We start from the raw sequence: 21,591 nt of genomic DNA, 5'->3' as shown, positions 1-21,591 counted from the left end.
TCAGGCGGCTAAATCGTCTGAAACATGGCCACCCGAAAAATCGGCACTGGTGATCCGCCCCTTGGCGGCGGGCGTGGCGGGGGGGGTGCCCTCGAGCATCTGTTGCAATCGATCGAGGGTCATGACCATTTCCGTCCATTGGCCCATGACTTCCATGGTGGACAACTCGAGGGCATCGTTGCGATCGAAACCGCGTTCGTCGACCCGCACCCGAGCCGACAGCATGGTTACCGTTTCGGCGGTCTCCGAGCCACGCTCCTCCTCGGTCGGCAGGATTTGCTGCATGACTTCGTGGACGGCCCACAAGGCTGCTTTGTTGCACGAGTCGGCAGCGACAACGCGACGAAATGTACCGGATTGAACGTAGAACTTAGCCATGAGGTGATTCCTTGAAGAAGGTGAATGGTCGGGTCGTTTGGGGTCGGCAGGTAACTTGCCGGGACACCAGTACTATCGGGCAGGGGGCGGACACGTTAGGTCACGGGGTTCTCAGGCGGTCTCGTCAAGGGCGTGCCATAGGACGACCGGGCGGGAGCGGACATGGCTGACGTGATGATTGCAATTCGCTCTCCGGCGCGTCGGTGGGCGTGCGATTCATTGCCGTCACGAGAAATGAAAGATGCCAAAGGGACGCGTGATGGTGAGCCCATTTTATTTCCCCGTCTTCCACTGAACTTTGTCATCTTCGATTCCTCTGGCTCGATGACCTCGACAAAGCCTGCGTTGAGCGTCACGATTATGCGGACGAATCGTCCGACGATTGTTCGCGATGGACGCCCGCCTTCCTGATCCTTGGAATCCCACCGTTTGTCACCCCGCCGCCATCCCTACCGATATCTTGCCGTGCTGATTTTGGCCGCTTACGTGGCGTTCGCGGTCACGTACGTGGTGGTGGCCGCGTGGGCTGTGTCGACGGGGATTTTGCCCTCGGCGGGGCGTTGGCGGGGCAGTTTTTACGAGGCGCTTTTGCCGCGGATCAACGAGGTCGTCGTGTTCTCGTTTTTTGCCACCTGCGGGGCGAGCGTGGGCAGTTTCTTGAACGTCGTTGTCTGGCGTCTGCCACAGGGACTCGGTGTGGGTGGTCACTCATTTTGTCCACGCTGTCGAAACACGCTGCGCGTTCGAGACAATGTGCCAGTCTGGGGATGGTTATGGCTGGAGGGGCGATGCCGCGATTGCCGGTTGCCGATTTCGCCGCGTTATCCGATTGTCGAAGCCTGTGTCGCGGTGACGTTTGCCCTGATTGGGACGGTCGAGTTGTATGGTTGGAATCTACCGTTTCGATCGACCTCGTTTCGTTGGTCGATGGATTCGCCATTGATCAGCAGTGCTCAAATCGTGACGGCTGTTTTTCATTTGGTCGGTTTGTCGATCGCCTGGGCGATGGGGCTGACGCGTTACGACGGGAATCGGATCCCCCGATCACTGGCGATCTTCGCCGGGTTGTGGCTGATAGGCGGTCTCATCGTCTGTCCGTCGCTGGCGATTGTGTCGTGGCAGTTGACGGTTCCCGCTGCCTGGCCACCGCCGGATTGGCTGCTCTCGGGTGATTTCGTCATGGACCCGACGATGGAGGTCGAGGCGATGGTGCGCGTGCTGACGGCACTCGCTGCGGCTGGATTCTTTGCCCGGGTGCTCGCCAAATCATGCTGTCCGCGGGCCGATTTAAAACTCGATCCGTTGGGTGAGCAGACCGGTCGGCTGATCGACCTGACGCTGCTGATCGCGGTGGTCAGCCTGATCGTCGGTTGGCAGGCGACCAGCGGCGTGTTGATTGTCGCATCGGGGCTGGCGTGGTTGTGGGGACGGATGGCTGTCCAAACCCCTGACATGCCATCCCGCCGCGACGCTTTGGGTCGCTTTGCGGTTGGTTTACCGGTGGTGCTGACGATGCAGATTGTATGTTGGCGTTTGCTGTCCCAATCGGGGTGGTGGCCGTCCGAACAGGCGACCCCGCCCCTACTAATGGGGTATGGTTTGGTGACGCTCCTGATTCCACTTTGGTTACGGGACCCGCTAAGATGGGACCGCGTCTTACCAAAACATGAAACCACGCTAGGTACCGAGCAACGAATTGACCGAGAGTGAGGAGATCGAACTGATTCGCCGAGCCTTGGCGGGCGAAGAGCAGGCATTCGAATTGCTCGTTCTCGAACACCAGGATCGGCTCTTCCGCGCGATGACGCAGGTAACCGGCTCGGTCCACGACGCCGAGGAAGTGACGCAAGAGGCATTCGTTCGAGCCTTCTTGAAACTCGACACGTTCCAACAGAACAGTCAGTTTTTTACCTGGTTGTACCGGGTCGCGTTCAACATCGCGCTCTCGCGGAAACGCCGCAAACGGGTCAAAATCTCGCTTGATGCCCAGCGAGAGGAACTCGGAAACGAGGTGATCGATCGGGGCGAAGCCGTTGATGCGAACATGATCCGCCAGGACCAGGTCAGTATGGTCCAAACGGCCCTCAGTGGGCTCAGCGAACAGCATCGCGGGATCTTGGTCCTGCGGGAAATGAACGACGCCTCCTACGAAGAGATCGCAGAAATTCTCGATCTCTCCATTGGCACCGTTCGCAGCCGGCTCAACCGAGCCCGTAAACAGTTGCGAATTTCGCTCGAAGAGCTACGAGCGACCACCCTCGAGGACGGCGAGGAAGACTGATCGCGGCCAGCGGTCTGCCGAAAATCGCGTCAAACAGCGGATTTTGGACGCGTCAAGCTCGATTTACCGACAAAATCCGAAAAAACCTGCCGACAGCAGCCCGCTACAACCGAAACAGTCAGTAGCACCGTTTGGACCGGCTGGCGATTTTCGAAATCGCCACATCACGATTCGACGTCATTCGTTGAATCTGATGGGTCCAAAGCAGTGCGGAAAATACTTAATCGGGCCGTAGGGAGGCATTTCAATGCGACGCAAATATTTTGGACTAGCGATGGCTGCCGTTGCCACCCTGGGCCCTGCTCAGGTTTACGGTGGCGACAAAGAAATCGCGCAGTCAATCATGGAACGACTCAAACTGAGCCGTGACACTGGTGACTTGAAGGACTTTTCGCTGGACATGAAGGTCGACGAGGGCGTCGTGCTGTTCCGCGGCAAAGTCATCGGCGACGAACAACGTCAACTCGTCCTGGATGCTTCCCAAGGCATCGATGGAATTCGCGACGTGGTCGACGAACTCGAAGTGACTGCGGCACAAGTCGCCACTTCCAAACCCGCGAAAATCTACAAAACGAACGTGGCGATTCAAGCCACCACACCTGCCGCCGAAGCGACTTCAGCAAAGCAGGACGACAGCGAATTCAGCTTCGCCGACGCACTGGCTGGACCCGAACAGAAATCCGCAAAATCGGGTCTGGCTAAGGCCGGTTCGCAAGCATCCTCCGGACAAGAAGTGGTGCCGGGCATTGTGCTTCCGACCGCTGCCTACGAAGGAGCTCAACTCAATGCTCCAGTACCCGCATCCGCACCGGAACCTGCAGCGGGTGCCGAGCAAAGTACGCACGACGACGAGCAGCTCACCCAAGCGGTGGTGCGAGCGATCGGACGTGCTCAGGCCGAAGGTTATGTCAAGAATTTCGGTGTCGATGTCAATGTCTACGAAGGCATGATCGACCTCGAGGGCCACGCCGCCTCGCAAGAGCAACGTGACTTCATTGAGAAAGTCGCTCAGCACGCTCCGGGCGCACGCGGCGTGCGGAATCGAATCGAAGTTGGGGGCAGCGGCGCCGCAGCCGGAGACATGACGCCCGTCATGCCCGCAACGCACCGCACCCATTCGCAGCAGATGGCGGCCTCCACCGGAGGACTGCAACCGCTTCCGCCAGCTACGGCGATGCAGCAGCAGCAGCAACAGATGCACCCTCAAATGCAAATGCAGCAGCAGCGGCAAATGCAAGCCATGCACGCACAAATGCAGATGCAACGCGGTGTGCCTGCCCAACAGGCGTCCTATGGCAACTACGCTAATCCTCAATCGATCAACGGCGAGCGGGTTGTCCCCGGCAGCATTGTCAATCATGGCCCCAACGGGCAAACCTACCCCGGTTCCGCTGGTGGACAGTACTCAGGTGGTGCTCCGATGATGGGACAGCCTGTCCCGATGGCTGCTGCAGCCGGAGTCGGTGCTCCTCGCTATGATTCGCCCAACCTGCCCAACTACGCATGGCCAGGGTACGCCGCCAACGGAAATTACGCGGCCGTCTCGTATCCACAACAGTACAGCCCCTCGGCATTCCCGTTCATCGGGCCGTTCTACCCCTACCCGCAAGTCCCATTGGGATGGCGTAAGGTGAGCCTGGAATGGGACGACGGCTGGTGGTTCCTCGACTTCACGGACAAATAAACGTCTGTTAAGAAAAACCACGAAAAACGAACGCAAATTAGGCCGGACGCTTCTTTCCCAGAGGCATCCGGCCTTTTTTTTGCTATCCTAAGATGTGACCAATCTCTTCTGCATTTTCTGTAACGCTTCCCCATGTCTAGCGCCGAATCTCTCGAACGCCTCGAAGTCGCCCTCACTCCGCAGCAGCGTTTCGAGGAGTATCTGCAGAGCCGAGGTCAGCGTCAGACGAAGCCGCGCAAGTTTCTCGTTGAAACGATTTTTGCTCAGCACTCGCACTTCGATGCTGACGAATTGATCGAAAAACTGCCTCGAAAAGGCAATTCGGACTACGTCAGCCCAGCGACGGTGTACCGTTCACTTCGCGAGTTCGTCGATGCCGGACTGCTCAATAGCTTTCAGCTCGACGGTAGAACGGTCTATGAACTGGATTATGGCTACCCCGACCACGACCACCTGTACTGCGACCGGTGCCGTAAACTGATCGAGTTCCGCAGCGAACCGCTGATGGATATCCGCGACGGGGTCGCTGCAGAACACGGATTTCGCGTTACCGGCCATCGTTTGATCGTGCACGGTATCTGCCGCGACTGTGCCGGCAACCGTCGCACGAAGCGTAAACAAGATTTGATCTGAGCGCGTTCCTCACATTTCAACGACGGTTTCTTTCCACCAATGGGCCGTCAAAGACGAGGCATTGGCAGCCCGTCGCGTGTGTTCTCTCATTTCAAGTCATCCGCTCCTGCCGGACGGGCCAGCCAGCCAGCCAGCGGGGCAGACTTTTTGAGGTGGGGACCGAGCGGGATTTGGAGCATCCGCGCACCATTGATCGAGCAAAATGTCTTTGCCCCCTGCGGTGAAACCATCGAATTCCCGCACGGGTGGTTACGGGACGGACGGACTGCTTCGCCCACCACGACAATCAATTACGGTTGCCGATGCGGGCGTCATTCCGGCTCGGCCGGTGGGTCGAGTGCATTTTCGACCTCTTGGTAGGTCTGCATCATTTGGTCGAGCTGTTTGACCAAGCGATCGATATCGCGGCCGTTGTCGATGGATTCGGTCAGGAGCGGACGCATCCACTCCTGCATCAGGTGAAATTGCCCCTTGATCAGTTCCGCCATCACGCGCGGCACCTTGTGCTGGACGAGCACTTTTTGCTCCACCGGCGCGGTGGCATTTTGACGGGCCAGATCCTCCATTTTACTGCCTGTCGCTTGCATCTGATGGCTCAGCGATTCGCCAATGGCCAGCAATGACTGCCTCAGGGTATCGACACGGGCATCCATCCGTTCTTCGCCGGAGTGATCCGTCATCGCAATCGCCTTGGCGAGGACTTGCCGGATCGACTCGAGGCCGTCGCGCATCGAGGCGAGTTGCCGTAGCACCTGGCCGACTTGATCGTCGCTGTCCATGCCTGCCATCCGCACACTCTCGACGAACGCGTACTTGATCGCGTCCCAACGCTGTGTCTCTTCGGGCGTCATGATCCCCATCAGCTCTTTGAACTTCAGCACGTTGGCTTCGTTGTCGGTCGTCAACGTTTGCGCATCTTGCTCATAGTTGCTAACAATGAGCGTTTGCAGCTCGGCGTCGTTCATCACCGGTGCGACTCGCTCGGCGATCCGGTTCATGTTCCGATAGCTGCCCTGCAATTTGAACGGTGGTTCGGTGCGGTAGGAATCGGCTTGGGCAGCCGAACGGATGTAGGCACGGTTGACGCGTAGGACCACATCTCGAACGCGTAGCAGTTTCCGCATGACTTCGAACATGTCGCGGACCTGGTCGAGTGAAAAGTTGCTCTCCAGTTCGATTCCCTCGATCGAATCGCGCCGAGCGGCCATGGCGATCCGCCGGGCATCGACGGGCGGTGCCGACGAGAGGGGAGCCAATGTCGTGTTGCTGGACAGACTGTTTTCGAGATAGCTCATCTCAAACGCGTCTGCCTTGTCGCCGATAATCTCGCCGAGGTTGTAAACGTCGGCACGGTTCGAAAGCATGTCCGGAACTTGGAAACGATCGCCGCTCTCGGTGTACGGGTTGCCCGCCATCACCACCGCCACGCGTCGACCGCGCAGATCATAGGTGCGAGTTTTTCCGTTCCGAACGCCTTCGATTTTCCGCGTCGCATCGCAGAGTGAAATGAATTTCTGTAAGAGTTCAGGATGTGTGTGCTGAATATCGTCGAGATACAGCATCACATTGTCACCCATTTCAAGAGCGAGGTTCAGCCGCTCGACTTCCTCGCGGGCGGCAGCGTTGGGCGCCTCGGCGGGATCGAGTGATGTCACGCCGTGTCCGATGGCAGGACCGTTGATCTTCATGAACACCAACCCGAGCCGGTTGGCTACGTATTCCATTAGCGTCGTCTTGCCATAACCGGGTGGCGAGATCAGCAACAGCAGCCCCATCCGATCGGTGCGTTTGTCCGCGCCCGCGACCCCCATCTGTTTCGCCAAGTTATCGCCGATGAGTGGCAGATAGACTTCGTCGAGTAATTGATTGCGAACGAAACTGCTGAGCACCTTGGGTTTGAACTCGTCCAACCGCATCGAGTCACGAGCATCTTTGACGAGTTCCGCTTTGGCGACGTGCAACGCTCGATAGCGCGGCACGACCGATTCACGGTATGCCCGCAAGCGATGCATGAAATCATGAAAGTGAAGTGTTGTCTGGCCGTTGGCGATCCGTTCATGGCTCCCCACCAGCGAATCGACTGCAACCGCCACGGGAACGTCAATGATGTTTAATCGACTCTGGATGGATTCGGCGTCCCCCGTATCGCTACGTGGCCGCATCGCCATGGATTTCGACTGTGATTGGCCGACAATATCACACATCACCAACCAGGCGACTTCGTCACGATATCCACTCGCGGGATCAACGTCGCGATCGCTCACAGCCTGCCGCTTGCCCAGGAACGCGTCTATCCAATTGCGAGCCAGCACGAACAATCGCATGGGATCTTCCGCATTGTTTTGCAATCCCGCGACCAGCCATTTCTTACGATCCGATGCCGGCAGGGCATCTTGAAATTCTTGCAGCAACTCAGCGGCACGGCCACTCGCGGTTGTTTTCGAAGGCGAGACGAGCAACTCGTCGAATAGGTACTGAGCGATTCGATCCGCAGCGAGATGCGGGCCGAAGATGGGCTGCCATGTGTCCGCATCGGCCAGGGCGAGTTGGCTCAGTCGCTCGCGAAACTGTATCGCGGGTTTCGCATGGGGGTAGGCGCGAGCCAGTTTCGCGAACCCTGCGATCCAATCACTCATCTCGCCACGCCGGCGCTCGTCAAGCAGCAGATGCCACCAGAACTGGGCACACGCCCGGAGCGTCGGTTCGTAGCGTAGCAAGCCAAGCTGCTGGTCGATCTTCAACAACGCCTTCAAGATTGCGGTAGCATCGACATCATGGACGCCCTTGGCGTAGCCTTCGTCGAAGCGGCCATTCATCTGCTGGCTCACCCACGCTTGATCGACGGCGTGTGGGTGGGGATCGTTCTTGATCCATTCAAACAGATCCATCGCCAAGTATTCAGCGCGATAGACGTCCCGGCTCTCACTGATTAGCGACTGGTCCCACAGCTCACGAGCCGCCTCCAGTCGCGGGTCGCTCATCGGTTCGAAGAACTGCGTGCCCGTCAGATGCAAACACAGATCGCCACCGCGATACACGGTCGTCAAATCAAGCGGCTGCGTATTGACGGCAAATTTCCGCTGCCCCAATCGAATGACATCGCCGCCATCTTCGAACAAGTCTTGACGGTCCTTGAGTCCCCGAGTGGCGTCCTCGCGGATGACTTTCAATCGGCCCTGCAAGTCACCGACCCGAACAGCATCACCGAGTTCGTCGAGTTCATCGATCAAGCTGCGGATTTTAGCGACCATCAAGTCGCCCGCGAAATAGGACGCAATCGCGTCGCTCGATTCCATCGCAGTGACGCGGGAGGCAATGCCTTTCAATATCCGATCGGCTGCCGAGGCCAGCGATTCGGCCCGTTGATTGCGTTTTTCGAGTAACGAGACTTTGCGTGATTCAAACGCTGTGTAAATTTCTTCGCGGCGTTCGGCGAGCGTCTCGATGAACTCATCAAACTCGGCGAACCGCCCCTCAAGTTCTTCCAGGCTCACCATCACCTTGGTCATGTAGTCATCACACCTCGCCGGCGTGTCGCAGACGTCGAGATATCCCGCAGTCGATTGCTGCAACAGTTTCATTTGCGAGGCAAATTCGGCACGCCCCTCGATCCCGACCAAATCTCGACGGCGATTTTTCAATGCGCTACGAACACGGTTGACCATTCCAAAAACGTCACCGATCGCGTCGATGATCGTCGTGCGTTGGGTCGCATCGTCGATCTGCAGGTTACTGACCGTTTCGGTAAGCAGTTCGAGTTCCGAGGCAGCAGTGTCAATCTCGGCTTCGAGTTCCTTCGCATTCGCGACGCTATCGACCTCGGAGATCTTGGCCTCGGCTGCCGTGATGGCCGCGTGGTAAGGAGCCAGAGAGTCGGCAGTCAGCAGAAAGTCGACGCAGCGACGACTCAGCCGCGTGGTCGCATCGGCCAGCTGTGCTTCGAGCGTCTCGGCGAGCGACACGTCAGCAAATTTCAGATCACGCAGCGTGATCGCATGCCCCCGATGTTCACGCAAACCGGTCAGCGCAACGACGAAGTCATGGATCGATTCAAACCGGGATCGTTCGACCTCTTTGAGGGTTTGCTCGATTGCCTTTTGAACTTGATCGGTTCGCCTGCTGGTCTCAGCTCGAACTCGCGTGACTTTTTCAAACTCTTCAATCGCGGCAGTCGCGGTCGCCCGGATTTCGGTGAGCGGTTGGCTGAGGTGATGCGTTTCTGGTTTATCGATCCAGAAGTAGCTATCCAGGAGATCGCCTGATTTTTTGACCAGGTCCTGATACAAACCATCGTAGCTGTCGTCTTTCTCGATGAGCTGGAGCACCTCGCTGCACTCAGCCATCCCACGCACGAGGTCTTTGTTGCCAATTTTAAAGAGCATCGAGTCGGTCTGATGCGCTGGCAAAAAATCTTCGCTGACAAAGGGTGTCTGCCAAATTTGAATCGGGTGATGTTTTTGGGGCGTTTGGTTGCCCTTGAAACACACCATCTCGCCGGCTTCAAAGAACGTCTGTCCATGACAAACCAGCGGCGTGTCGACCTTTTGCCGGATTTGGTTGTACCGCAATTGCACGTAGGTACCGTGCTCGAGATTGCTGAACAGGTAGAGGTAATCTTCCCCATTGGGTGACGCGATCGTGCGTTCGTAACGCATGTCGGCCAGCCCATGATCGAATCGTTTGAATTCGCCCGATTGCAAATAGTATCCGCCGGGAAAGATCAGCCCTTGGTCCCCTGGCAGCATCACACAGGCGTGTTGGATCTCGTCCAATCGGACGGCTTGGTTAACCTTCCCACTGAAGACAATGTATCGGAACGCGTTCTCTTGATACGGTTTGATCTTGAGCAATACCAGATCGCCCACAATCGCGTAGTAGGTTTCCGCGTCATCGAGTTTTTGATCGGGATTGTCGACCGGTTCGGCGTAGATGCCCTCGCCGCTGGCCGTGTTGTTTTCAACCTTGATGGTCAGATCGCCACCGACGGTTTCGACAAAGACCTTGTCTTCGATCGTGATGTGTGGATGCTCGCCGTAGCGATGCATGTCTCGGGTCGCCCGTTGCCAGGCGAAGGCATGCTGGGTGGGCCGTTGGACTTCGTGATCGCTACGGCTATCGATGTATTGGACGTTCCCGTCGGACACCCGCCACTTGAACGACTTGATATCACTGGCCGTCCGGCCGATCTGAAACACCATGTGTAGGATCGGGCCAGACACAAAGAACCGCAGAAACGTGGTGCCTTTGTAGAACCGATAGAGTTCTTCAAAATCGCGAACGAACTTGGGGTCACGAATCAAATCGAGTGACTCTCGATGAAACTCGTGATTCTCCATGCGGTGAATCGCGAACACATCGGGCAGATGGATTTCCGTTTTCAGTCCAAACTGGACGTTGTAGCCGAAGACGAAATGGTCACCGATCGAAACAATGTCGCGTGCAATGCAGTTATGCTCGGTAGTGATTCGCTGGGTCGCGATCAGCCGCGTCTCGATATTACCGAACACCTCACTACGGTCGGCGTTGAGTTGCCCCAACCGCGTCCGCAAATCGCCTGCGGAGTCGTTCAGGCGATTGCGGAGGATCTCGTAGGTGCCACCGGCGAGTTGTGTATCACTCATGGATTTGGCTTACCGATTAACCTTTGGCGGTTGGTTTGGCCTTCTTGACCAGTGTGGCGGCAACGGTGGTTTCATCCTTGCCGCTTGATCGGGCCAACAGGCGGCCTGCCTTTTGATCGGTGACGTTGGCGGTCGCCGCGATACTGAGCAAACTGGTCAGTTGATTTCGCATTTCGTCCGTCGACGCCATGCCCAGCATTTTGGCGATCAGCGCGGCGATGGACAGATCCTTGATACCATCGGTATCGAGTCCGAACTGCCCGACCAGATCTTGGACTTGGCTGCGGAAGTAATCGGCGTTCCCATCAAAGAAGGTGTCCTTGATATCCGTGGCGACTTTACTGTTGTAGACAAATCGATCGATCGCTTTGCCGCCCTTGACCGCGGCGGTGATTTGATTGAAGAACTCACCATCGCCACCAACAATGTCGATACGAGCGGCTCGCAGGGCCTCTCCGATCACGCCCGCTTGACTCTCGGCGATGCCACGCTGAGCTTGGATGGCAGCGATTTCGACGTCTTTCTCTTTGGCCAGGCCGAGTTTGAATTCCTCGTGTTCCTTGCCGACCCCGTCGAGTTTCTTCATCGCCTCGGCCTTCTCGGTGATACCGGTCGCCTCGGAACTGTACTTCTCGCGTGACACCTTGGCTTCGGCAAGCCCTTCTTTTTCCAGTGATGCGGCCTTGGCCTCTTGAACCTGTGCTTCGGCCAACCCGAGGGCTGCGGACTGCGCCGTCTCGGCTTCGGCGAGCATCTTCTTGGCGGCCGTCTGTTTCTCGGCCGCGTCGCGATTGGCTTCGGCTTCGATGCGGATCTTTTCGGCGATCAATTCGCTCGATTCCTTCTCCGCCTGCGCCAACTTGGTCTGCCGGATTCGTTCTTCTTCGGCTTTCATTTCAGCCGCCGTGATCTGCACCTTTTTGGCACGATCGGCAGTCGCGAATTCTTCGGTGTCTTTGATCCGCTGCTGTTCTTCGACGACGGACCGTTCGACGGCCACGCGCTCGCGGATCACCTCTTGGATGTTGCGTCGTTCCACTTCGATTGCTTTTTCTTTTTCCACCTCTGCAACACCGACAACGCGTAGACGCTCGGTCGCTTCGAGGTCGCGATCGCGGGTCACACGCTCTTGTTCGACCGCATCGGTTTTCTCTTTATTGCGTTGGGCGACTAAGATCTGGCGAGCCTTGTTCTCTTCAGCGACGCCGATCTCTTCTTCGGTCTGGATGCGGGCACGCTCCGCTTCGAGTCGCTGTTCTTGCTGCACCTTGGTCGCTGCGGCTTGTTCCCGTGCGGTAATTTCAGCGATCTCACGGGATTGTTTCTCGACCGCTTCGACACGTTGCCGCTCGAGCGCGAGAATGGTTTCTTGGGCTTCGACGTCTTGTTTCTTGAGCGTCTTCTCTCGGTCGCGTGTGAATTGGTTCTCTTTGACCTTTTCCATCGAGGTCAGCTCAGTGATCTTCTTGATCCCTTCTGCGTCGAGAATGTTGCTGGGGCTGAGCAACTCCAAGGGCGTCTGTTCGAGGTAGTCAATGGCGGCATCGTCGAGCCGGTATCCGTTCAGGTCCGTACCAATGACCTTGAGGATCTGGTCCTTGAACTTGTCGCGTTGGTCGTACAGATCGATGAAGTCGAAATGTTTCCCAACGGTTTTGAGTGCTTCGCTGAACTTGGCGTCAAAGAGTTCACGCAGCGTTTCAATTTGGCTGCAACGTTTCGCGCCGATCGCTTCGGCGACCTCTTTCATCTCCGCCGGCGAGTTCGCGACTCGGATAAAGAAGGCGACTTTGATGTCCGCCCGAATGTTGTCGCGGCAGATCAACCCCGCGCTTCCTTCCCGGTGGATCTCGAAGCTCTTGAGCGTCAAATCCATGAATTCGTATTGATGGATCAGCGGAATGACGAACATGCCCTGTCCGCATACCGCCTCCACCCCGCCACGCCCTGACTTCACGATCGCTTGATCCGGGCCGACTTTGATGTAGTAATGCTTCATCATCCCGAGGATGAAGAGGATCACCAGGATTGCCCCCACAATGAACACGATAATTCCATCGGTCATGTAGGAATCGGTGATTAATGCGGCAAGCATGGGAATTATCCCTTTTGTCAAAGAGGCAGGTGAAGTGGAACGGGGTCAAGAGAGCTGGGCTGAAATCCAACGGCAAACAAGGCGCAAATTCTTTGGGAGAAACTCCGCCCTCTGCACCGCGACCCGGGGCATCTTAATTCAACCTAGGTCGCAAACAGCACTTTGGCGGGGGCTTTTCGCGAATCTCCCGAAGTTTGCACCTTGTCGACCGGCGGTTCCGCCCGTCGGGAGCATGGCAGAGATTTTCCCCGGGGATGACAGCCTTGGCTCTTCCCAAATCGACCGTCGCGACCGCGACATGCCAAACACGTGCCTGCGATGCTGTCGCTCTTACGACCAGGCTGCCGAGCGAGCCGAAACTTGGGCCGGTACTGGCGAGCCGAATGCTGCCCGGCATCGGGGCAGGCGAACCACCCGGCCGCTCACGCGGCTCATGAAATCAACACGCCGCTAAGCCTGGGACTAAGCCCGGGCTGTTAAAACTCTGGGGCTGACGGCAGCGAAACGGGCATGGGTTTTGTTCCGCTTTTTCAGCCCGGAGGGCGGCACATCACCTGCCGGTGGCGTGAGCCACCGGTGTCAGAGGCCTCATAGCCAGCTAGCCCAGAGGGCGACACAACTGGCCTGCATGTGTCCTTGTGTCGCCCTCCGGGCTAGCAGCGTAAGTTCAGTTTCAGTCCGGTGGCTGACGCCACCGGCAATTCATATGCCGCCCTCCGGGCTAAAGTCAGCAGCAAGTTCATGGAACAAAATCTGCGTAAACAGAAACCGACGTCAACCCCGAAGTTTTAACAGCCCAGACTAAGCCCGGGCCTCTGCGGCGGGTTCTCGCGGAAACACCGTTTACTTCAGCGGCATGACTTCGATTTTGCGGATGCTGACCTTGCTACCGGGATCGTGCTGTTGGAAGGCAAAGTAGCCTGATGGGAAGGTCTGTTCGAAGTCCAGGTATTCGTACAGTTCCTTGCCGTCGACGATGAATTTGATCCGCAGCATATCCCGGCCTCGCCAGTTGTCCGCTTTGACGTCGATTTCGTAGGTGAACCAAGTGTCGGGTTTGACGAGTTCGTGGTAGACGTGGCACATGCCGTAGAGTGATCCGGTGCGGATCGGGTCGGTGTGGCTGCTGTTAACCTGGGCTTCGTAGCCGTCCAAAAACCCTGGTTTTTCGGTGGTATGGAAGTACAAGCCGGAGTTGCCGTGGTCGTTGATCTTCATTTCCACGCGATAGCGGAAATTCGTGTACGGGCCGGTCGTGGAGACGAGCATGGATGGATTTCCTGAGCCACGGATTTCGCCATCTTTGACCTCCCATTGACTGTCGTCACCACCCACTTTTTGCCAGCCGTCGAGAGTTTTGCCATCGAACAATGAGGTCCATTTGTCGGTCTCTTGAGCCGAAACACTTCCGCCGCAAAGCAGAGCGAGCGTAGCAATACAGAGGAACGAACGTCGAATCAGGCTAGTCATATTGAGCTTTCTAAAGGTCCAAACTTGAAGAACGCCGGGAGGGCGCATAGGTGGGGGAGGCCGCTACGGGTAGACGGAATGAGCCGAACATAAGTGGCCGAACGCTCCGCGGTCGGGATGGTCGAGCGCGGAGCGTTCGACCACCAATTCAGACAGTCCCTTTGTGCTCGTTCGTAAACACATCATGAGCGACTTCCAGACATGAACCCCGCAATATAGTTCAAGCAGCGAACCGAGGTAAGCTAGAGAGTCAAAAGCTACGAGAGCATCGAAATCGTTTGATAGGCCACAAACGCGGCAGCGTAGGCGAGCAGGGTCATGTATCCGAACTGAAACGCTGCCCATTTCCACGAGCCGGTTTCCTTTTTCGTGACCGCCTGCGTCGGCAAACACTGCATTGCCAGCACAAAAAACACGAGCAGACTGACGCAGGTGGCGGGCGTGAACACACGCCGGCCGTCGGGATACGTGGCCGCCGTGAGCCGATGTTGCAGCGTCGAGCCTTCCTCGGGTTCAGGGCCGAGGCCGTAGAGAATGGAGAGTGTCGACACGACCACCTCGCGAGCGGCAAAGCTCGTCATGACGCCCACACTGATCTTCCAATCGAACCCCAAGGGCTCGAAGACCGGTGCAACGACCTGTCCCATCCGACCAATGATCGCGTGCTCCTGATCGGCGGCCGCACGCATGTTTTCCAGTTCGCTCTCGCTGACTTGATCGACCGCGACCTGGCTCGCTGCCAGCTCCGTTTCAAAGCGTTCATCGGAGAGTTTGGGATAGGTCGAAAGTACCCAAATACCGATTGAGATCAACAGGATCACGGTGCCCGCGTCTCGCAAAAACATCCATCCGCGTTCGTACGAATATCGCAGGGCGTTGCGAATGGACGGCGTTCGATAGTGTGGCAAATCGAGGATCAATGGCGATGGCTGGCCCGGCAACAAGGTCAGCTTGAGCACAAAGGCGACGACGAAGGCAGCGACCATGCCGAGTACATATGCCCCTGCAAACAGCCCCGCGGCCAGGAGTGGATCGTCCGGGAATAACATCGCGGCGAGCATCGTGTAAACCGGCAAACGCGCCGAGCAGGTCATCAGCGGGATGACCATGATCGCGGCCAAGCGATCGCGGCGGTTCTCGATGACTTTTGTGGCCATGATGGCTGGAATCGCACACGCGTGAGCGGCCAGTAGTGGCACAAACGCTTGTCCGGGCAAGCCAACTCGCCGCATCCAGCGGTCAACCACGACGACGGCCCGGGCCAGGTACCCGGAGTCTTCTAAAATCGCCAACATGAAGAACAGGATGAGGATCTGGGGCAGAAATACCACCACGCCGCCTACGCCGCCAATGATCCCGTCGACGACGAGACTTTGGAAGTCGCCTTCAGGCAACCACTGACTGACGACGGAGCCGAGTGCGGCAAAGCCCTCATCGAGCCACTGCATCGGAACCTGCGCGATCCAAAACACCAGCGAGAATGCGATCACCATGATGATCGCGAACACGGCCATGCCGAACCAACGGTGTGTTAAAAAGCGGTCGACCCGGTCGGCCGTTTCGTCGGACACCACGCTGCCGTCAACGATACTCTCACGCGCCAACGCCGACGCCCATTGGTGACCGTCGGCGAATGGGCAAATCCGGCAGGATCCACATGATGATTCATCGGTGGAAACGACCGTCAGCACGTTTTCAGCGGGTTGTGGCGGGCACTTCGCTGACGCGTCACCGATCAGCATCGGTAGGGCAGGACCGGACAACAAAACGTCGAGTTGTGATTTCAGTCGATCAAAACCCTCGCCCGTTCGCGCCGAGACACCCACGACCGGACAGCCGAGTTTGCGGCCGAGCGTATTGAGGTCAATTTCAATCCCCCGCCGCCGCGCCACTTCGATCATGTTGACCACCACCATGGTCGGTCGGCCCTGCTGGAGGGCATGCCGCACGATGAAGAGGGTGCGTTGCAAGTGCGTGGCGTCGACAACAATCAGTACCGCGTCAGGCACCATGTCGGACTGGCCGAGAACAAAGTCATGAGCGACTTGCTCCTCCGGCGATGAGGGCTCAAACGAATACATGCCCGGCAGATCGACGAGCGTGACCGATTTGCTGGCGCTCAGTTCAACACGACCGATGCGGCGATCGATCGTCGTGCCGGGGAAATTCGAGGTCTTAGCGAGCAGGTTCGTCAGGCGGTTGAAAATCGACGTCTTGCCAACGTTCGGATTTCCCAACATCGCGACGACAGGCGGCCCCGCGTTCTTTGGTGTCGACGTATTACCGGGCTGCGATTCGGTCGACTCGACCGACGTACTCATCAGGAGGCCACTCGCATGTAGATACCGCGTGCAATCTCACCGGCGACGGCGACCTTACCACCGGCCGCTTTGACGATCAGCGGATTACCGGTACGTGACAACTGTACCTGCTGGCCTGCAAACAGACCGAGCGCCTTCAGACGAGTGGCACACGCTTCGGGGAGATCCAGTCGCGCAATTTCGCCACTGGTGCCGATGAAATGTTCTAGACTGACTTCGCTGAACATGGGCTGCGCTGAGGTTGGAATCGAGGCGGGAGCGTCGTTCGAACGGCCTACAATCCTCCTCTCAGAGAAACTGCCTGCCGAAAAACTCGCTAGTTGAGAATGATTCTCGTTTAGATCAGTGTAGGCGCTTGCCAAGCCGTAGCCTAGTGGGTTGTTCTACGAATGAGAATTTTTTTAAGTTTTCACTTTTAGGGGCGGTGGGTTGCTTGGGCCGAGGTGGATAGGCGGCCGGGTGCCGTGGGTTACCCGATGCCTTACGGCATTCGGCGCAGTGGGGTACCCGATGCCTCACGGCATTCGGCTCAGTGGGGTTACCCGATGGCTCACGGCATTCGGCGCAGTGGGGTACCCGATGCCTTACGGCATTCGGCTCAGTGGGGTACCCGATGCCTTACGGCATTCGGCTCAGTGGGGTACCCGATGGCTTACGGCATTCGGCGCAGTGGGGGGTACCCGATGCCTTACGGCATTCGGCTCAATATCGTGTCGTCAAAATGGATTCTCCCGTCAGTCTGGGGCGGCAAAACGCCGATCGTTGTTGTTATCGAGACCGAAACCCTACTCAACCGAAACCCTACTCATAGGAGCTGACGAACGTGTCTGATTTCACCGTTTTACTGCAAACTTCTCGTTTTGATGTGGTGGAAATGGAGCTGCCCTCGCGAGATGGTCAGACGCATCGGCGGGCGTACGTCCGGCATCCGGGTGCGGTCGTGCTGCTGCCTTTGCTCGATGCCGATACGATCGTGATGATTGAAAATGAACGCACCGGCGTCGGCGAGACGCTGCTGGAGTTGCCTGCTGGGACGCGAGATCCAGGGGAAACACCGCTGGAAACGGCAACCCGGGAGCTCGTTGAGGAGACAGGCTATCACGCCCAAGAGCTGGAGGTGGTGTGCGAGTTCTACTCAGCACCGGGACTTGGCAACGAGCTGATGCAGATGGTCGTCGCCCGAGGTTTAACCGCTGGCGAACAGCAACTGGAGGCTACCGAACGAATTGTGACGCGTGTGGTCGGGCGTCAGGAAGTGGAGCGGCTTGTTCGGGGGCGGTACATTCGCGATTCGAAAACGCTCGTCGGTCTCCAGCACTTCCTGCTGGGGTACTAAGAAACGCGCGGGAAGTTACTGTCTGAAATTGTGGTCGAACGCTCCGCGGTCGACCATCCCGACCGCGGAGCGTTCGGCCACTAATTTTCCGCTCTCCTTCCCGCGCCGCTGCGATGGCGATGGAGGCTTTCCCCGCCGGGCCGCTACCATGGCATCGATGCACCCTGCTCGCAGCATCGGTCCGGCGACCGCTTCGGGCGGCGGGTCGATCTTACGGCGCCGGTAGTGGGTGCATTGCGTGGCCGTTGGGGTTATCGTTGGGTACGTTTTGTCGACGAAACCCAACCGGCGGGCGACGCCTCCCCGGGTTGATACTTATCTTCTTTGCAAAGTCCATCATGAAAGCCTTTGAAGCGACGCGTTACTTTTTCAATCAGGCCGCTGACCAGCTCGACATCAGCGAAGAGCTGAGAGAGGTGTTGCTGATGCCTGACCGCGAGATTCAGGTCCAGGTGACCATCCGTCGCGACGATGGGCATCTGGCGAACTTTGTCGGCTTTCGTGTCCAGCACGATCACGCCCGGGGGCCGATGAAGGGCGGACTTCGCTATCACCACGAAGTTGACTTGGACGAATCCCGTGCACTGGCGTGTTTGATGACGTGGAAGACTGCCGTCGTCGATCTGCCCTACGGCGGTGCCAAAGGCGGTATCGGTGTGGATCCGGCGAAACTGTCAAAGAACGAAATCGAGCGATTGACACGTGCCTTTGTCGACCAAATCCACGACATCGTCGGCCCCGACACCGACATTCCAGCACCCGACATGGGTACGGACCACCAGGTCATGAGTTGGTTTCGCAACCAGTGGGAAAAATATCACGGCTTCAATCCGGCCGTGATCACTGGCAAACCGGTCGAAGAATACGGTGCCCGCGGGCGTGAGGAAGCAACCGGACGCGGTGTCGGTACGCTGACGCAGAAACTGGTTAAACGGCTCGGCATGTCGGCGGACCAGTCGCGAGTTGCCATCCAGGGGTTCGGCAATGTTGGTTCGCATGCGGCCAAGTTCTTGCACGAAGGCCAATTTCCGATCGTAGCGGTTTCCGACATCACGGGCACCTACTTCAATGCCGATGGATTGAACATTCCCAAGTTGCTCAGGCATAAACTGGCGCACCCCAAGGGGCTGCTCGAGGGTTTTGACGATGCCGAACACTTGCCGCTCGATGCACTGTTGAAGCTCGATCATGTGGACGTTTTGATTCCGGCGGCCCTCGGTGGTGTGATCACCGAAGAAAACGTCGATGCGATCACGGCCAAGGTGATCGTCGAGGCAGCCAACGGCCCCACGCATCCGGCAGCCGACAAAATACTCAATGAACGGGGCGTGACCGTGCTGCCTGACATTTTGGCAAATGCGGGCGGGGTGACGGTGAGCTATTTCGAGTGGGTGCAGAACCGCCAGCACTACCGCTGGTCGCTCGACCGCGTCCGTCAAGAACTCGATCGCACGTTGAACGACGCGTTCGAGTCGGTTTGGCAGATGGCCGCGCAGCACGATGTTTCGCTGCGCACGGCCGCCTACATGATCGGCATCTCACGCGTCAAACGGGCAACCGAATTGGCAGGCTTGGCGTAGCGTTTCGTCGCTTGGGACCGTAGCTTGGGCCCCTTGTCCCGAGCGAGCAATCACCCAGCCGACTACGACTGTCCCAGCCAAGCATTCCGGCGAACACGTTCACCGGAAGGATGCTTCAAACGGGGCAATACCCCCGTACTAAGAGCGTAAATTGCCTCACAGCAGTGTCCCCCTGCGGGCGGACCGAGCCGACGTCTAATCCACCACCGTCCGTGCCGCGCCGCTGGCCCAACCATCGTGGCCTTGCACAAAACCACGGACCACGACTGGGCCGCTCCAATCCTCCGGGAGGGTGATCGTCGTGGTGCCCGCGATGTGCCCATCGATGGGTATCGTCATGTAGCCGAGCGTGCAGGCATGCGGATCGTCCGTTGCATTGGCAGTTGTTTCGGCGGACGGGGCGGAGACCGTAGTCAGGGGGCGATCGACACACACCGTCAGCGTGCCCGCAATCGGACTGGTCACACTGACACAGACGGTGTTACTCGGGACCGCTGCGGCGTTGGATGATCCGGCGGTGGGCGTGGTCGAGTTCACGGTGATCGATAGCGGATGGGGCGCCTGGAGGTTCAGTGTGGGATCGCCAAGCAGTTGATATAAACCTGCGTGCTCGCTGCGTTCGTCCGCCAATTGCACGCCCGCTGGAGAGATCAAAGTGGCCAAGCCATCGACCATCATCTGTGTTGTTGAGCCCGGTTGTTGGATCTGCAAATTGCGTACGGCCGCCCGCATCGCATCGCCCAATCGTTCAGGGGCGTCGGCGTGATCGATACCTTGGTATGCGGACTCCAGCAGGCCGAGTCCGAACCGGGCGTTGCCATAGGGCATCGTCAATCGACTCGCGGCAATCACGGCAATCGGCCCCCCCGGCGTCAGCAACATTCGTTCTGACAAGCAGTCGCCCGGTGCGTCGTAGGCTCCCGCGTAGCATGCCAACACGATTGCGATCGGAGTCCGACCGGGTGGGGCGACCAATCTCGCGACCGTTTGATTGTCCAGCAACGACTCGACTTGCCATTGTCTGTCATTCGTCGCTCGCCTCTGGGTTGGAGCGGCCAGGGCAGTCGCATCGTGTTCAGATCGGGTAAGGAAATTGAGTTGGTCGACACTCCCGTGTCCGGCATAGACCCAAAATCTCGCCCCGTTTCGGTACCGCCCCAGCACCGCGTCGCTGAATGAAGCCTGCGGTGGACAAAACGTATGACCGGGGCTGGCGTAGGCAATCTGCGGTTTCGCGTCCGCGGGCAAGACGCTCGTTAAAACGGTACGAGTGACCGATTCAATCGCTCCGTCGACCAACATCCCAAAGCCCCCGACGCCGGCGGTGAGTTGGAAACTACGTCGCCAAGCCCCGAAATCCTGAGACGATTCGTAAACCAAGATGCGTTGGACTAAACCAGCGAGCTGGTCCGGCGTTACGACGGGCAGGCGACCGACGGCCGCATCGCTGACGCCGTCGCTGTCAAAATCGCCGTAGGGCAGGTCCGACGGGTACGTCGGCGTTGAACCAAATGCGGCGGTCACTTTCGAGGGCAGGTAGAACACAGGGATCCGCGTGAGGCGATCCGCCTCCGGTCCGGCAAGCCTATCGAGAGCAGCATCGTTCTGGTGTCGAGGTGCAAACGGTGGAGCGTCGCCGACGAGCACAACGTACCGCGTCGAGACATCGGCGGCCTCGCGAATCCGTTTTGACGTCTCCTCGGCCGTGCGGGACGGGCGACAGAATGCGAGCGTCAGATTCTCATCGCGGCGGAGTTGGCACCATGGCTCAAGTGACTCGCGAAAGCTGTCCGCACATACGACAACGACGTCGGCGGCCGAACTCGCCGATGCGATCACGAGCATGCAGGCCACGCCGAGCAGCGAGCGAAGCCCCCCTGTCTGGATGCGTGGTTGAATGCTCCGCGGTCGATCATTCGGCCCCGCGAGCGTGCGGCCACGTCGGTGCCGCTCATTCCTAAGCCCTTGCGGGGCCGCTGGGCCGTTTCTCAACTGGACGCGTCGCGATAGCACGTGGAGTGTCCTTATTTAGATGGTAGCGGTACGGGGTGAGCCGTCCGATAGCGATTTTGTGACCCGAGACGTGTTAGCGGCGCGGTTGGGTGGCCTGAGCAGTGCCTGAGGACACCCGGCTCACAATTGCGAGGCTAACGTCGATTCGATCAATAGCCGCCTGATCGCGTGAACGCTTG

13 protein-coding genes are annotated in these 21,591 nt (G+C 58.1%); 6 read left to right on the top strand and 7 right to left on the bottom strand.

The features are described from left to right. Nucleotides 1-378, bottom strand: a complete 378-nt coding sequence (locus tag SH410x_RS05140) for a hypothetical protein (protein WP_473675226.1) — start codon at nucleotides 376-378, stop codon at nucleotides 1-3. A 429-nt stretch (nucleotides 379-807) separates the two neighbouring features. On the opposite strand from SH410x_RS05140, the gene SH410x_RS05135 reads away from it, so the two are divergent. The 4 genes from SH410x_RS05135 (at nucleotide 808) to SH410x_RS05120 (ending at nucleotide 4,976) form a co-directional block, all read left to right on the top strand. Beyond that, the gene (locus SH410x_RS05135) at nucleotides 808-2,088 is read left to right on the top strand and encodes a prepilin peptidase (protein ID WP_473675224.1); all 1,281 of its coding nucleotides are present in this window, start codon (nucleotides 808-810) and stop codon (nucleotides 2,086-2,088) included. Next, nucleotides 2,075-2,659 carry an RNA polymerase sigma factor gene (locus tag SH410x_RS05130; RefSeq protein ID WP_473675222.1) on the top strand — a complete coding sequence of 195 codons (585 nt, stop codon included), beginning with the start codon at nucleotides 2,075-2,077 and terminating at the stop codon, nucleotides 2,657-2,659. Before SH410x_RS05135 ends, SH410x_RS05130 begins: the two co-directional genes overlap by 14 nt. Nucleotides 2,660-2,906: 247 nt before the next feature. Then, entirely contained in the window at nucleotides 2,907-4,343 is a 1,437-nt protein-coding gene (locus SH410x_RS05125; protein WP_473675220.1) for a BON domain-containing protein, read from the top strand. A 132-nt stretch (nucleotides 4,344-4,475) separates the two neighbouring features. Next, nucleotides 4,476-4,976, top strand: a complete 501-nt coding sequence (locus SH410x_RS05120; RefSeq protein ID WP_473675218.1) for a Fur family transcriptional regulator — start codon at nucleotides 4,476-4,478, stop codon at nucleotides 4,974-4,976. 311 nt (nucleotides 4,977-5,287) lie between these two features. Here SH410x_RS05120 and SH410x_RS05115 read toward each other — a convergent pair whose 3' ends face one another. The 5 genes from SH410x_RS05115 to SH410x_RS05095 all read right to left on the bottom strand — a co-directional run bounded on the left by SH410x_RS05115 (nucleotide 5,288) and on the right by SH410x_RS05095 (nucleotide 16,710). Then, nucleotides 5,288-10,597 carry a DNA repair ATPase gene (locus tag SH410x_RS05115; RefSeq protein WP_473675216.1) on the bottom strand — a complete coding sequence of 1,770 codons (5,310 nt, stop codon included), beginning with the start codon at nucleotides 10,595-10,597 and terminating at the stop codon, nucleotides 5,288-5,290. A gap of 16 nt (nucleotides 10,598-10,613) precedes the next feature. Then, a complete protein-coding gene (locus SH410x_RS05110; protein ID WP_473677247.1) occupies nucleotides 10,614-12,599 on the bottom strand; it encodes a flotillin family protein in 1,986 nt (661 codons plus the stop codon). 936 nt (nucleotides 12,600-13,535) lie between these two features. Beyond that, nucleotides 13,536-14,162, bottom strand: coding sequence for a 3-keto-disaccharide hydrolase (locus SH410x_RS05105; protein ID WP_473675214.1), 627 nt, complete (start codon nucleotides 14,160-14,162; stop codon nucleotides 13,536-13,538). 257 nt (nucleotides 14,163-14,419) lie between these two features. Beyond that, a complete protein-coding gene (gene feoB / locus SH410x_RS05100; RefSeq protein ID WP_473675213.1) occupies nucleotides 14,420-16,483 on the bottom strand; it encodes a ferrous iron transport protein B in 2,064 nt (687 codons plus the stop codon). After that, a complete protein-coding gene (locus SH410x_RS05095; protein WP_473675211.1) occupies nucleotides 16,483-16,710 on the bottom strand; it encodes a FeoA family protein in 228 nt (75 codons plus the stop codon). The genes feoB and SH410x_RS05095 overlap by 1 nt, the downstream gene beginning before the upstream one ends. Before the next feature lie 596 nt (nucleotides 16,711-17,306). Between SH410x_RS05095 and SH410x_RS05090 the strand changes: the two genes are divergently transcribed. Continuing rightward, nucleotides 17,307-17,819 (top strand): NUDIX hydrolase, encoded by a 513-nt coding sequence (locus tag SH410x_RS05090; protein WP_473675209.1) that lies wholly within the window; start codon nucleotides 17,307-17,309, stop codon nucleotides 17,817-17,819. Between the two features lie 338 nt (nucleotides 17,820-18,157). Continuing rightward, nucleotides 18,158-19,399 (top strand): Glu/Leu/Phe/Val family dehydrogenase, encoded by a 1,242-nt coding sequence (locus SH410x_RS05085; RefSeq protein WP_473675207.1) that lies wholly within the window; start codon nucleotides 18,158-18,160, stop codon nucleotides 19,397-19,399. 195 nt (nucleotides 19,400-19,594) lie between these two features. Here SH410x_RS05085 and SH410x_RS05080 read toward each other — a convergent pair whose 3' ends face one another. Then, a complete protein-coding gene (locus SH410x_RS05080) occupies nucleotides 19,595-21,412 on the bottom strand; it encodes a C25 family cysteine peptidase (RefSeq protein WP_473675205.1) in 1,818 nt (605 codons plus the stop codon). Between the last annotated feature and the right edge of the window lie 179 nt (nucleotides 21,413-21,591).

Source organism: Rhodopirellula sp. SH410 (genome assembly GCF_055811895.1).
This window is presented reverse-complemented; position numbering and strand designations above follow the sequence as displayed.